This is a genomic window from Bacillus sanguinis, from assembly GCF_018332475.1.
Lineage (GTDB): Bacteria > Bacillota > Bacilli > Bacillales > Bacillaceae_G > Bacillus_A > Bacillus_A sanguinis.
The window spans coordinates 19,377-33,928 of sequence record NZ_BOQB01000043.1; the positions used below are offsets into that span (position 1 = coordinate 19,377).

The window sequence follows — 14,552 nt, forward strand, 5'->3', positions numbered from 1 at the left end:
ATAATTACAACATAATAACTATTAAAATCAGATTCAACAGAAATGCTGCTATCCATTATGGATGGCAGCTTTCGTCGTTTTATAGGGGTTTCGATTTTGATTCTTTTTCTCAATAAGAATTTGGAAGGAGCGAGTAGTAATGAACTCAGAAGTAAAAACATTACAAGTACAAAAGTCTATTTCTCATCCCTCTTTATGGGATACATTAAAGAAACATTATGAACTTATATTTGCAATCGCATCTGGTATTTTCATTTTAGCTGGTTGGTTATTCACAAAGAACGATGTAATGAATGTAGGCATTACTTGCTATATCCTTGCTTATATAGTTGGTGGATATGCAAAGGCGAAAGAAGGTATTGAAGATACCATTGAAGAGAAAGAGCTAAATGTCGAAATGCTTATGCTCTTTGCTGCTATCGGCGCTGCAATGATTGGCTACTGGGCAGAAGGTGCAATTTTAATCTTTATCTTCGCACTAAGCGGTGCGATGGAATCTTATACATTAAGTAAAAGTCAAAAAGAAATTTCAGCGCTTCTTGATTTACAACCTGAAGAAGCATTACGTATTTCAAATGGAACCGAAGAACGTGTTCCTGTTGGACGATTACAAATTAACGACATTATTTTAATTAAGCCAGGTGAGCGCGTTCCTGCTGACGGTACGATTCATAACGGTGAAACAAATATCGATGAAGCTACTATTACAGGGGAACCTATTCCGAATGAGAAAAAATTCGGTGATGAAGTATTTGCTGGTACTGTAAATTTACGCGGTGCTATCGAAGTTAAAATTACGAAGCCGAGCGATCAAACATTATTCCAAAAGATTATCCGTCTTGTCCAAAGTGCACAAAGTGAAAAATCACCATCACAACTATTCATTGAAAAGTTTGAAGGAACATACGTAAAAGGTGTACTACTCGTTGTTGCGCTTATGATGTTCGTCCCTCATTTCTTACTGGACTGGAGCTGGAATGAAACGTTTTATCGCGCTATGATCTTACTTGTAGTCGCATCTCCTTGTGCACTCGTTGCTGCCATTACACCAGCAACATTATCTGCAATTTCTAACGGAGCAAGAAATGGAATTCTCTTTAAAGGCGGTATACATTTAGAACGCCTCGCTTCCGTAAAAGCAATTGCCTTTGATAAAACAGGAACATTAACGGAAGGAAAACCTACCGTAACAGATGTATATGTTCGAGAAAATATGACAGAAAAAGAAGTGCTTTCCATTACAGCAGCAATTGAAAGTCACTCTACACATCCTTTAGCTGAATCTATCGTTAAATATGCACAACATGTGCATGACATTACATTAAAAAAACCAGAAAGTGTTGAAGATGTAACTGGTTTTGGGCTAAAAGGAATATTCGAAAGCAAAGCTTATAAAATAGGTAAAGCTGATTTTATCGGTGATGAAACAAAGACATTTCATAATGGTATTTCTGCCTCACTTGAAAAAGAAGGTAAAACTGTCGTTTATATTAGTGATGAAGAAGGTATTCTTGGACTTATCGCTTTAAAAGATACACTTCGCCAAGAAACAATAGCTGCTATTCGCGAACTACAAAGTATCGGTGTCGAGGCAATTATGATTACTGGAGATAATGAAGAAACGGCAAAAGCTATTGCCTCTGAAAGTAATATAAAGGAATATTACGCATCATGCTTACCAGAAACAAAAGTGGAAACGATTAAAAAGCTAAAAGAAAAATACGGGACAGTAGCAATGGTCGGAGACGGTATAAATGATGCCCCTGCACTCGCTACTGCTAGCATTGGTGTAGCGATGGGAGAGGGAACAGACGTAGCTTTAGAAACTGCAGATGTTGTACTTATGAAGAACGAGTTATCTCGACTTTCCCAAGCAATCCGTTTATCAAAACGAATGAACCGTATTGTAAAGCAAAACGTAATCTTTTCACTAGCTGTAATTGCAATGCTGATTTGTTCAAACTTCTTGCAATTTTTAGCTCTGCCATTCGGTGTTATTGGGCATGAAGGAAGTACGATTCTTGTTATTTTAAACGGGTTACGATTATTAAAAGGAAACAAGTAAAACGGGTCCCTCATAAAGGACCCGCTTTTTTTTAATGGTAGCTATTATGCCCGTTCGCACTACCACTCGTTTTATGCTTTGGATGCGAACTGCTCTTTTGTTTATTGTTATTTTTATTGTTGTGATTCTTCTTATTATTACTCATGAAATATCCCCCCTGTTCCTTATTATTATGGAACAAGAAGTCACTTTTCATTACGGGAATTATTGTCACCCGTCCTATAATGATGGAGTAAACCATTAATTTCGCCGCCAAGTAAAATTACCCATCCGGTTAAGTAGAACCATAACATTAAAACAATGATACCACCGAGACCACCATATGTATTCGCGTAATTCGCAAACTTATCTACATAATAAGCAAATGAGTACGATACCACAATCCATCCGATAGTAGCAAACAAAGCCCCTGATACAACTTCTCTTCTCTTTAATTTTCGATCAGGTGCAAACGTATATAAAAAGCTAAATAATGCAAACAAAACAAAGAAACTCGACACTAAACGCGTAATACTCCACGCATAAGAATAAGTATCTGATAAGCCAATTATTTCTGCCCCAATTACTTGTCCAAATACTGGGACAAGTAATGCAAACACAATCATAAAAATGATTGCTAATGTAAACAAAATAGATAAAGCTCTAGTTTTAATAAAAGAGCGAGTTTCTGTCACATCATAAGCACGGTTAAAAGCGTTCATAACCGCATTCACTCCATTTGAAGCAAACCATAGCATCGATAGTAAACCAAATGATAATAAACCACCATTTTGCTCATTTACAACTTTATCTACGTTTACTTCAATTAAGTTCATTGCATCTTCCGGTACGTAGGGTTCTAATAAATCGAGCACACTTTCTGTTTGAAGGTCAATAAATCCAAGAAGCGTAATTAAGAAAACAAGCCCAGGGAAAATCGCAAGCAAGAAGAAATAAGCGAGCTGTGCTGCCAAGCCCGCTACATCGTCGCGCATCGTCCGGTCATACAAATCTTTACCAAACGAATAAGTACGATTTCTTCTCACCTTTTCTAAAATTTTTCTCATATATGTTTAAACGCTTTTCTTCTCTTCTTTATCTTGCTTCAACTCAATGTACGCTTCAGTTTTTTTTTCCTCAACATTGGGATCTTTTATAAATAGTTCACGCGCTTCTTTCATACCGCCATCTTCAGCAACTACTGGCTCTTCTTCTGCTTTCAGTTCATCTACTTTTGGGGATACAGCTTGAATTTCAATCGTTTCTGGCTTCTCTGCTTGCTCAACTTTTTTCTTACTAAAAATTTCTTTCGTTTCTTTTAACGTCTCTACAACAGACGGAGTTAATTTTTTAATTTCTGCTACTTTCGCTTTCACTACATTTAAATCAGCAAGTTCGCGTCCTTTATCTGTAACAGTTTGCACTTTTTCTTTTATCTTTGCATTTTCACCAATTTCAATCATCTTTGTTTTTGCTTTTTCCGCAGTATTTTTTACTTTTTCACGGTTTTCCTTCTTTAACATAGATACAGCTACACCTGCAGCTACACCAATCGCAATGTTTCGAGCAATATTATTTTTCTTTGCCATATTCCTTCACCCTTTCATTTCTTATGTTAGAAAGTATTTCTTTCTAAGCTTCTTCATATTCCTTGTTCATTTCGAATGAAAGCTAATAGCTTTGCACACCCTTCTGTTACAAGGTCATATACTTCTTGGAAATTCCCTGTATAGTAAGGGTCGGGAACGTCTGTCCAGCCACCGTCTGGAACAAAATCGGACAGTCTACCAATATAGCCTCCAGTTTTACCTAAACTTTTTAAATCTGCTATATTCTTGTTGTCCATGGCAATAATATAATCAAACTTTGTTAAGTCTTCTTTTTCTACTTGCCTTGCTTTAATTCCTTCAAAAGTGACTGCATTTTCTTTTAAAATTTTTTGTGTTCCTTTATGTGGCGGATGGCCAACATGCCAATCTCCAGTTCCTGCAGAATCAATGACAATTTTCTCTTCGAGTCCCTCTTTTACGACAAGATCTCGAAAAATCGCTTCTGCCATTGGAGAACGGCAAATGTTCCCAAGACAAACAAACAATACTTGAACCATATTTTTGTTTCTTCCCTTCTTGGTGCATTTCTTAATATATACTTATAGTATAAACAACCAATTAGTGAATATAAAGGAAATCCCTACTAATTTAATAGGATTGAAAAGATTCATTAACGAAAATGATAAAAAATGTTAAGATAGCCTTATGTTATTTTAAAGGGGGACACTTCGGTGGATTTATCCGTAAAGTCAGAAGAAAACGTTGAATATATGGTCGAAGCTATTAAAGAAAAATTACGTATGGTTAATGCTGGAGCGATGAGAGCTACTAGCTTTAATGAAGAAATGTACGAAGACTTACGTGACATTTACGAGCATGTTATGAAACGTGAAACATTCAGCATTAGTGAAATGCAAGCTATTACAGAAGAATTAGGTACATTAATTAAAAAGTAAAAAAGCCTCCTTATGAGGCTCTTTTTTATTTCCAACAAATTCATGACAACTCTTCTCTTTCTCTCAACCAACTGTAAAATATTATACAATAGAAGTAGAACCTCACCTTAGATTTTTTCTCCATACATACTACTCACAAATAATAGCAACACTACCATTGCTAACTGTTTTTACTGGAGGTGCTTACTTATGAGCAATTGGTACAGTAAGACGAAAGATCAAACATTAATCGACTTAGAAACAAATGAACAACACGGTTTAACAGATGAAATTGTAAGTGAACGTTTAAAGCAATACGGCTCCAATGAATTAGCTACAAAACAAAAACGCACTTTATGGCAGCGTATTTTCGCCCAAATTAATGACGTCCTCGTATATGTCCTTATTATTGCTGCCCTTATTTCTGCCTTTGTAGGTGAATGGGCTGATGCAAGTATTATCGCGCTCGTTGTAGTTTTAAACGCGGTTATTGGCGTCGTCCAAGAATCAAAAGCAGAACAAGCTTTAGAAGCATTGAAAAAGATGGCGACACCTAAAGCTATCGTCAAGCGAAATGGAGAACTAAAAGAAATTCCATCTGAGCACGTCGTTCCCGGTGATATCGTTATGCTCGACGCTGGACGATATATCCCATGTGATTTACGGCTTATCGAAACTGCAAATTTAAAAGTTGAAGAATCTGCTCTAACTGGTGAATCTGTCCCTGTTGATAAAGACGCAATCTACCATCCTTCCATGCAAAGTGATGAACAAGTACCACTAGGCGATCAAAAGAATATGGCCTTTATGTCTACTCTTGTTACATACGGACGAGGCGTCGGTGTTGCTGTTGAAACTGGAATGAACTCACAAATTGGTAAGATTGCTACTCTTTTACATGAAGCAGACGATGATATGACACCACTTCAAAAAAGCTTAGCACAAGTCGGAAAGTATTTAGGCTTTGTCGCTGTTACTATTTGTATCGTTATGTTTCTCATCGGTTTTTTACAAGGCCGAGATACGTTAGAAATGTTTATGACTGCTATTAGTTTAGCCGTTGCAGCTATTCCAGAAGGGTTGCCAGCTATCGTTTCCATCGTTCTTGCAATTGGTGTGCAGCGCATGATTAAACAAAACGTCATCATTCGGAAACTACCAGCTGTTGAAGCTCTCGGTTCTGTCACAATTATTTGTTCAGATAAAACAGGTACGTTAACACAAAATAAAATGACCGTTACTCACTTTTATAGTGATAACACATACGATCAATTAGAAAATTTAAATGTAAATAATGATACGCAACGTCTATTGTTAGAAAATATGGTGCTATGTAACGATGCGTCTTACAATAACGAATCACAAACCGGAGACCCGACTGAAATTGCTCTTCTCATTGCCGGAAGCACTTTTAACATGCAAAAAGATCATTTAGAAAAGATACATGAGCGTGTTAACGAGATGCCTTTCGATTCAGATCGTAAAATGATGTCAACCGTGCATACATACGATGAAAGCTACTATAGCATGACGAAAGGTGCTATCGATAAACTCTTACCTAGATGTACCCACATATTAAAAAACGGTAAAATAGAGGGGCTAACAGAGCCTGATAAAAATCAAATATTAGAAGCTGCGGGGGTAATGTCTCGAGAAGCTTTAAGGGTACTTTCATTCGCATTTAAACAATACAATTCAAACACTGTGGATATAAATCACCTTGAAGAAAACCTCATCTTTATTGGTCTTGTCGGTATGATTGATCCACCGCGAACTGAAGTAAAAGATTCCATTACAGAATGTAAAAAAGCAGGTATTCGCACAGTTATGATTACTGGTGACCATAAAGATACCGCTTTTGCAATCGCCAAAGAACTTGGCATTGCTGAAGAAATATCTGAAATTATGATTGGAACTGAATTAGATAACATTTCAGATACAGAGCTAGCAGGCAAAATTGATCACTTACATGTATTCGCGAGGGTTTCTCCAGAACATAAAGTAAAGATCGTAAAAGCATTACGCGCAAAAGGAAATATCGTTTCTATGACTGGCGATGGTGTCAATGATGCACCATCTTTAAAACAAGCTGACGTCGGCGTAGCGATGGGCATTACAGGAACAGATGTTGCAAAAGGAGCAGCAGATGTCGTGTTAACAGATGATAATTTCTCATCTATCGTGAAAGCTGTTGAGGAAGGTAGAAATATTTATCGTAACATAAAAAAATCAATTCTCTTCCTACTCTCTTGTAACTTTGGAGAAATTATCGCTTTATTTTTAGCCATTTTACTCGGATGGGCAACACCTCTACGACCTATTCACATTTTGTGGGTGAATTTAATTACAGATACACTGCCTGCATTATCACTTGGGGTTGATCCTGAAGATCCCGGTGTGATGAAGGAAAAGCCACGACATGCGAAAGAAAGTTTATTTAGTGGCAGCGTTCCGTTTCTTATTTTCAATGGGGCTGTCATTGGACTGTTAACGCTAATAGCCTTTATCGCCGGAGCAAAATTCTATACCGGAGATACAAATTTATTCCCTCTTTTCCCAGAGCGAATTGATGAGGATGCTCTATTACACGCTCAAACGATGGCATTTGTCGTTCTTAGTTTTTCTCAGCTCGTTCATTCATTTAACTTGCGTTCAAGAACGAAATCCATTTTTTCAATTGGGATATTTACAAATAAATATTTAGTCTTCTCCCTTCTTATCGGTGTTCTTATGCAAGTTTGTATCATCTCCATCCCACCTCTTGCAAATATATTCGGTGTGCATGCATTAACGATGCGAGATTGGGGATTTGTTCTCTTATTAAGTATCATTCCACTTGTTGTGAATGAGATCATTAAATTAGTGAAGAGAAACTAAAAGGCAATGAGGATTATTCCTCATTGCCTTTTCATTTATTTCACTATTTGCTTGAGATGTCCCCACTGATTAAAGTTTCACTTTATCCTTGTAATTCTTTTTTAATGTTCTCTGTTAATGTAGCCATACGTTTGCGGCCTTCTTCACGCTCACGTTTATTTTGTTCCTCAATTTGTTGTGTTTCTTGCATACCTCTTGAAATAATGTTCCAAGTTTCCTCAAGTGTTTCCATCTTAATACTAGAAGAACCTGATAATCTCGCCACTTCCACACTTTGCGTTGCTATATTTTGTGCATTTTTCTTAAGTAATTCATTTGTACGGCGATCCAGTTCAGCCATAGAATCTGCAACTAGCTTTTGACGCTTCGCATTTACCGCTTGAATGATGCCATTTTTAAAGATAGGAATCGTTGTAATAAATGCTGTATTGATTTTACCAATTAATTTATTATTACCACGTTGAACCATACGAATTTGTGGTGCTGTAAGTAACGCAACCATACGTGCTTTTTCTAAATCATCAATACGCTGTTCTAAAATTTCAACAGAGTTTTTCAGTGACTCTAATTCAATGCCTGCTAATTGGTCATTGTTACGTACACGCTCTTCATACATTGGAACTAACTCTGTATTTAAACGCTCTAATAACATTTCCCCTGCTACCACATACTTTTCTAAGTCTAAGTAATATTTTAAGTTTTGCTCATATAAGCCGTCTAACGTACCAATTGATTTTTTCATTTCATCTTGATACTTTGTAATTTCTACATATACTTTATCCATTTCACGACCCATTGTTTGGTACTTACTAAAAATCTGTTCAATCATTTTATCAGCTTTTTTGAACATACGTGAGAAGAAACCGCTTTTCTCTTCCGCAAAGTCTTTACTATCAAATCTATCCATAATTTTACCAAGCTGTTTTAATAATTCTCCAGAGTCTTCTATTTTCGATAAAGACATTGTATGTAAAATTTGATCAGCAAAACGTGAAATTTCCATAGACGGTTCTTTTCCAAGCTCGATTAATTCTAACTGATCTTTAATATCTACTGCATTATAAATACGTTGTACTTCTGCATCTTGTCTAAGTTGTAAACGAACATCCTGTGCCGTTTGCTCATTTAATTCTGTTTTCGAATCTAGCATGACTGGGTTATTCATATGGTATTCTCCCTTTCCTTATAAAAATGGACGAAATAGTCCTTTTATTGTTTGTGATAAATTTTTATAGGCTGATGAACCATGAAACTCAAGATCGAAATTAACTTCTTCAAGCCAATGGGAATCAAATGCTCCTGCTTCAATATACGGTTCAATATCATTTCTCCCCGTTGGATTAAAGTGGAATACATCTACTCCAATTTGATTTAAAAATAATAATAAAACAGCATCCGAACGGCTTAATTCTCCGCTCTTCTCATTATTAAATATAACAATTTTCGGTACTTCTTGCGAATAATCAAATTTCTCAAGTTGCTCTAAAATTTTCGGCGGTATTTGAGAAAGCTGTGCGAAAACATACAGCGCTACATCTTGTTTCGTCTCTTTCGCAATGGGTTTACACATTTCACTTTCGCACGCATGAATAATCGCCTCTGCAATACCATGTTGCAACCCTTCTGGCAAACGCTTATGTGGCCACCAATGACTGTTCATAATTAAATCAGGGTGTAATTTGCCCCCGCGGTCTAACGCATCTCGGTAATGATATTGGAAATTTGCTTTTTGTTCTTTCGTAATCGGGAATGTGTTTATTAATAAACTGTTATCAAACGATGTAACAGCCTTTAATCGCTGAAAATATTCTTTATCATTCTTTGAAACACCTGATATTTTCGCAAATAAAGAAGGGATATAAATGTGTTTATTTTCAACAAAAAATGTCGGACGTACAAACGCCTTTTCTTTCGTAATTAAAAAGAGTTCATCATATGTTGTTTTTAGTGTACGAGCTACAGGTGTATAGGAACGAAATTGCCACGGCTTGTACAACAGTGAATTATCGTGGTGAAGTACTTGTTCAATTTCTTTTGAAGCTTGATATGCTACTGTTGCCACACGCTCGCGGCGGCGATCTGGAAATGGCTCAAGAGAAATGCGACCTGGGTGAGACACAACAAAACTTCTTCCTTCCTCATCAACATTCTCAAATCCATCTTTTCCTTCTGGGTGATAATAAAGTACATCGCAGCCGAGCATAATAAGAAAGTATAAGAAATATATACGGCTTTCCTGTGCATCACCGTACCAAACGATACGCGGCATTTGTTTCTTATAATTAATCGTAGAGAACCACTTCGCTACGTAATTTTCACTTAACTTAATCATATCGATTAAGAAACGACGGAATCCTTCTGTTTTTAATGATTGGTTATGTTGTTTTTCATACAATTTCAATACAGAAATAAACGTCGTATGTATAAAATGCTGTAAGTCAGGATTGTCTACTTTTGGTAAGAGTTGTTTTCCAGATAAATGGGCTACAAGCCGATTTACTGTAAGTCCATTCGGTGCTTCTTGATGTAATGTAAAAACCTCTTGAATATGGCGCAGTTTTTCGGGATCAATGACCTTATTTAAATTTTGTTCATGCAAAACCTCAATCCCTTTTACTTCACTATAATCAAATAGCTCATTGAAATATTCATCTACATCATTAGGAACACCGAGAATACGAGTTGCTATATAACTAAACTTCATCTCATTCTCTGTCAGTTCATATTGTGGGCGTTTTTCTAAAAGCGCTTCAAATTGCTTTAAATCTGATTCGTCTTTTAATGCATATGGTTGAAGTGTAAAACGTGAAAACACAACAGTTCACCTCCAAAAACATTTACTTTTTTATAAAGTCTCTCTTCTATTATAAACTATTTTTGATTATAAAAAATGGGCGCTCGCATAACGAGCAAACCCATTTCAATTATTTATGATTATTTTTAGTAGCTGCAACTTCTTCTTTAGCTTGTCCAGAATTCTTCATGTAGTGAAGTATAAACGTTGCTCCAAATGCTACAACTAAAATAATAAAGAATAGCGTATGGCTTACTTCAATATGAACAACAGACAGTAACATTTTTGCTGCAATAATTAAGATTAAAATATATGCTGTCGTTTCAAGTTCTGGAATACGCTCTAACAATTTTAAGAATACACCAGCAATACCGCGCATCATTAAAATACCGAGCATTCCACCTAATAATAGAATCCAAACTTGATTTGATACACCAAATGCAGCAAGTACGCTATCTACAGAGAACGCGATATCCATTAATTCAACCATCGCAACTGTTCCCCAGAAGACACCAAACATTCTGAAGAGAATACTGTTTTGGTTCATACCATGAGCTTCCTCTTCTTCTGCATTACCTTTTCTTTTATCAATGAAGTATTTAACTGAAAGCCAAGCTAAGTAAAGTGCACCTAACACTTTTACCCACGCTAATTTAATTAAGAACATTCCAATTCCAATCGCAATAAAACGGAATACATAAGCTCCAATAAGTCCATAGAATAATGCTTTTTTACGCTTTTCTTCCGGAAGGTGCTTTACCATTACCGCTAATACAAGTGCGTTATCAGCAGATAACAACCCTTCAAGTACAACAAGTGTACCTATTAATCCCCAAGATACTGGATCTTGCAATACTTTAATCCACATGTCCAAGTCGAAAAACTGAGCATACGTATCAAGGATTCCTTGCAAAATACTCATCTTACCTTTATCCCCTATTCTTTGCTAGATTTATAGAAAGGTCAAAAAAAGGAAACGAATATCGTTTCCTTTCTATGCATCCAAGCCATACGCTCTTACAAGCGCACCTAAACCACCTTGGAATCCGCTTCCTACTGCATTAAACTTCCACTGTCCATTATGACGGTATAATTCACAAAAGACAACTGCTGTTTCGATGGAGAAATCTTCCCCTAAATCAAAACGAAGCACTTCTTCATTCGTTTCTTCATTTGCTAAACGAACGAATGCGTTTCCAACCTGTCCGAAGTTTTGATTACGGCCTTCTCCATCATAAATTGTAACTGTAATAGCAATTCTGTGCACATCTACCGGAACTTTCTTCAGGTCCACAACAAGTTGTTCATCATCGCCTTCACCTTCACCTGTGCGGTTATCTCCTGTATGCAGAACAGATCCACAAGGAGACTGTAAATTATTATAGAAAATAAAATCAGTTTCCTTCGTACATTTTCCGTTCGCATCTAATAGGAATGCTGATGCATCTAAATCGAAATCTGATCCACCATCATAAGATTTAATATCCCATCCAAGACCAATTACCGCTTTCGTTAAACCTGGGCTTGTCTTACCTAAATCAATCTTCTGTCCCTTTTGCAATTGAATAACCATTTATATTCACCTCTATAATTTAATTATTAAAAATAAATCCATCAGTAAACATACGTTTCACTGATGGATTTATTTAATCTATTACTCTACATCTAAACCAAAGTTATTACATAGAGAACCTAATCCACCTTGGAAACCACTTCCGATTGCATTGAACTTCCAGTCACCTGCATGACGGTATAGTTCACCTACTACAACAGCTGTTTCAATAGAGAAATCTTCTCCTAAATCGTAACGAATTAACTCTGCATTCTTTTCTTCATCTAAAATACGTACGAAAGAGTTAGAAACTTGTCCGAAGTTTTGGCTACGACCTTCCCCATCGTAAATTGTGATTGTGAAACAAATACGTTCGATATGTGCAGGTACATTTTTCAAATCTACTTTGATTGATTCGTCATCGCCTTCACCTTCTCCAGTTCGGTTATCTCCTAAATGCTCGACAGCACCATTCGCACCTTTTGGGTTATTATAGAAGACGAAATCCTCTGCACCTGAAACTTTACCATTCGCACCTACTAAGAAAATACTAACATCTAAATCGAAATCGTTTTGTCCGTCATAACGATTCGTATCCCAACCAAGTCCTACAAGAACTTTTGAAAGACCCGGATTTGTTTTTGTTAAGTCTACCTTTTGTCCTTTTTTCAATGAAATTGATGCCATATTCAATTCCTCCTCGGTTTATTTTATTGATAACGTGATACAATCTCACTTAAGTTTTTATCTTGTGTGCCTTCTCCAACAGCTGAAAACTTCCATTCACTTCCGTGGCGATACATTTCACCTGCAATTAGAGTCGTTTTGCCAGCATAATTATCCGATAAATTATATCGTGCTAATTCTTCACCAGTTTGCGGGTTTTGAATACGAATATACGCATTACGAATCATCCCGAAATCTTGGCGACGATTTACACAGTCATAAATATTTACAACGAATACTAAACGATTAATACGGCTCGGAACTTTATGTAATTCTACGAAAATTGTTTCGTCATCACCAGCGCCTTCACCTGTTAAATTATCTCCTGAATGAATAATACTACCACAAGTAGAAAGCTTGTTTCCGAAGTAAACTAAATCGTTTTTGTTTAAAAAACGATCCCCTTCTAACATAACAACAGATGCATCACAATCTACATTTGGTTTACTTCCAAATAATGAAGACAGAAACCCACCTGATTGCCCAATTGGATCCCAGCCTAAGCCAACCTGTAGTTTTGCTACTTTTGGTTGTCCTTTCGTTAAATCGATCTTTTGACCTTTTTCTAAAATAATAGGCATGCAGTTTCTTCCTTTCTACAAAGCATTTTCCAAGGCGGAAAATATTGTATTCTTCTCTTATATTGTAGCATTATTTACCTAGTGATAAAAAGGATAAATTCTCAGTTATATGAAAACATTCATATAATTTACTTATGATGATGTAAGAAGTGGTAAATAGCACCAACCATTCCTGCACAATTACCGTTTTGTGCAAGTTCAATCTCACAATTACTATAGATCTCTTTGTTTAAATATTTTTCTACCTCTTCTTTTACTTCTTTTAAGAACTGATTTCCTCTATCAGTAATTCCTCCACCTATAACAATCATTTCTGAATTAAAAATATAAGCAAGATTACTAATTCCAATCGCTAAATGTTTAAAGAAAACCTCAACCGCTTGCGTAACTTCTCTATCCCCTTTATCATACAGTTCGAAAATCGTTTTTCCATTCCAATCACTTTCACCTTTATATTTTCGCACAAGACGAATTAACCCTGAAATGGAAGCGATCTCTTCAAACGGCTTTCCTTCTATTAACATATTTCCCCATTCACCAGCACTAAACGAATGCCCTCTATATAACTCTCCATCTATAAAAATTGCTCCTCCAATACCAGTTCCAAGCGTGAGCATAATAAAGTTCCTTTTATCTCTTCCAACACCGTTCCACTTTTCTCCGAACGCTGCACAATTCACATCATTGTCAATGGATACAGGAACTTTTAATACCTCTTGCAATCTATCAATAATAGGAATAGTAGCGTAGTTCGGAATATGATCCACCCCTCCCGTTACAACCCCTTTATAAATATTAACAATTCCCGCAGTACTAATACCAATTCCCGAAACCATATGTTCATTCATTAATTTTTTGGATAAAAGGATGAGTTTTTGAACGATTTGTTCCCCGCCCAAATAAATTTCTGTTGGAACTGTTTTATGCTTCAGTACTGTTCCTACTTCCGAAACAATTCCATATTTAATTTGCGTACCACCAATATCAAATGCAATGTATTCTTTCATCTGCTGTCACTTCCTCTACTGTAATACGTGTAAAATCCCCACCACTCTACTATTATAAAGAATTTACACTAACTCTTTTCTCTCTTCAGAAATACACCACCTTTTTCTATATATAGTTTTTTTTGCATAAAACTCTTTTTCCTAAGAAATATTACAAAGGGATGTATTTTAGATGGAATATTAATTTCTTAGGAGGAAAACAATGACGAAAATCTTCATTTTAGCATCAACTCTTTCTTTATCTTTCTTTAGTGGTTTAAATATTGGTCATGCAGCAACGGACAACTTCTCTCCCGCAACAAACGCAATTGTACAAAATAACGATCATTTAGCAGAAGGCAACTCAAAAGATAATAATAAACCGCCAGGAAACAATGGTTCTCAGGACAATAGTGGTTCGGGTGGTAACGGTTCGGGTGGCAATGGCTCGGACGGCAGTGGTTCGGGTGGCAACGGTTCTGGCGGCAACGGTTCTGGCGGCAACGG

The 14,552-nt window shown here is 36.4% G+C and carries 13 protein-coding genes and 1 pseudogene; 4 read left to right on the forward strand and 10 right to left on the reverse strand.

The window, feature by feature from the left end; all coding sequences use genetic code 11:
- Nucleotides 1-139: 139 nt before the first annotated feature.
- Nucleotides 140-2,065 carry a heavy metal translocating P-type ATPase gene (locus KI369_RS06185; protein WP_212955406.1) on the forward strand — a complete coding sequence of 642 codons (1,926 nt, stop codon included), beginning with the start codon at nt 140-142 and terminating at the stop codon, nt 2,063-2,065.
- A gap of 185 nt (nt 2,066-2,250) precedes the next feature.
- Here the strand turns inward: KI369_RS06185 and KI369_RS06190 are convergent, their stop codons facing one another.
- Genes KI369_RS06190 through KI369_RS06200 form a run of 3 tightly spaced genes read right to left on the reverse strand, consistent with a single transcriptional unit; the run spans nt 2,251 to nt 4,151 of the window.
- The gene (locus tag KI369_RS06190; protein ID WP_212955407.1) at nt 2,251-3,111 is read right to left on the reverse strand and encodes a YihY/virulence factor BrkB family protein; all 861 of its coding nucleotides are present in this window, start codon (nt 3,109-3,111) and stop codon (nt 2,251-2,253) included.
- A gap of 6 nt (nt 3,112-3,117) precedes the next feature.
- Nucleotides 3,118-3,633 (reverse strand): DUF4075 domain-containing protein, encoded by a 516-nt coding sequence (locus tag KI369_RS06195; protein ID WP_212955408.1) that lies wholly within the window; start codon nt 3,631-3,633, stop codon nt 3,118-3,120.
- Between the two features lie 53 nt (nt 3,634-3,686).
- A complete protein-coding gene (locus tag KI369_RS06200) occupies nt 3,687-4,151 on the reverse strand; it encodes a low molecular weight protein-tyrosine-phosphatase (protein WP_000250910.1) in 465 nt (154 codons plus the stop codon).
- Between the two features lie 174 nt (nt 4,152-4,325).
- On the opposite strand from KI369_RS06200, the gene KI369_RS06205 reads away from it, so the two are divergent.
- Both KI369_RS06205 and KI369_RS06210 read left to right on the forward strand, forming a co-directional pair.
- The gene (locus KI369_RS06205) at nt 4,326-4,550 is read left to right on the forward strand and encodes a DUF1128 domain-containing protein (RefSeq protein ID WP_212955409.1); all 225 of its coding nucleotides are present in this window, start codon (nt 4,326-4,328) and stop codon (nt 4,548-4,550) included.
- A gap of 189 nt (nt 4,551-4,739) precedes the next feature.
- Complete coding sequence (locus KI369_RS06210; protein ID WP_212955410.1) at nt 4,740-7,406, forward strand: cation-translocating P-type ATPase; 2,667 nt, start codon at nt 4,740-4,742, stop codon at nt 7,404-7,406.
- An 82-nt stretch (nt 7,407-7,488) separates the two neighbouring features.
- On the opposite strand, the gene KI369_RS06215 is transcribed toward KI369_RS06210, so the two are convergent.
- The 7 genes from KI369_RS06215 to KI369_RS06245 form a co-directional block, all read right to left on the reverse strand.
- Nucleotides 7,489-8,571 (reverse strand): toxic anion resistance protein, encoded by a 1,083-nt coding sequence (locus KI369_RS06215; protein ID WP_144615565.1) that lies wholly within the window; start codon nt 8,569-8,571, stop codon nt 7,489-7,491.
- Nucleotides 8,572-8,589: 18 nt separating this feature from the next.
- Nucleotides 8,590-10,221 (reverse strand): YceG family protein, encoded by a 1,632-nt coding sequence (locus tag KI369_RS06220; protein ID WP_212955411.1) that lies wholly within the window; start codon nt 10,219-10,221, stop codon nt 8,590-8,592.
- 109 nt (nt 10,222-10,330) lie between these two features.
- Nucleotides 10,331-11,122, reverse strand: coding sequence for a TerC family protein (locus KI369_RS06225; protein ID WP_212955412.1), 792 nt, complete (start codon nt 11,120-11,122; stop codon nt 10,331-10,333).
- A gap of 72 nt (nt 11,123-11,194) precedes the next feature.
- Nucleotides 11,195-11,773 (reverse strand): TerD family protein, encoded by a 579-nt coding sequence (locus KI369_RS06230; RefSeq protein ID WP_212955413.1) that lies wholly within the window; start codon nt 11,771-11,773, stop codon nt 11,195-11,197.
- 81 nt (nt 11,774-11,854) lie between these two features.
- Nucleotides 11,855-12,439: a TerD family protein gene (locus KI369_RS06235; RefSeq protein ID WP_212955414.1), complete on the reverse strand. Its 585-nt coding sequence runs from the start codon at nt 12,437-12,439 to the stop codon at nt 11,855-11,857.
- Nucleotides 12,440-12,462: 23 nt separating this feature from the next.
- Nucleotides 12,463-13,059 (reverse strand): TerD family protein, encoded by a 597-nt coding sequence (locus KI369_RS06240; RefSeq protein ID WP_001121586.1) that lies wholly within the window; start codon nt 13,057-13,059, stop codon nt 12,463-12,465.
- A 128-nt stretch (nt 13,060-13,187) separates the two neighbouring features.
- Nucleotides 13,188-14,066: an ROK family protein gene (locus KI369_RS06245; protein WP_212955415.1), complete on the reverse strand. Its 879-nt coding sequence runs from the start codon at nt 14,064-14,066 to the stop codon at nt 13,188-13,190.
- A gap of 202 nt (nt 14,067-14,268) precedes the next feature.
- Here KI369_RS06245 and KI369_RS06250 point away from each other — a divergent pair.
- A pseudogene (locus KI369_RS06250) lies at nt 14,269-14,552 on the forward strand (cell wall anchor protein); the annotation flags it as partial.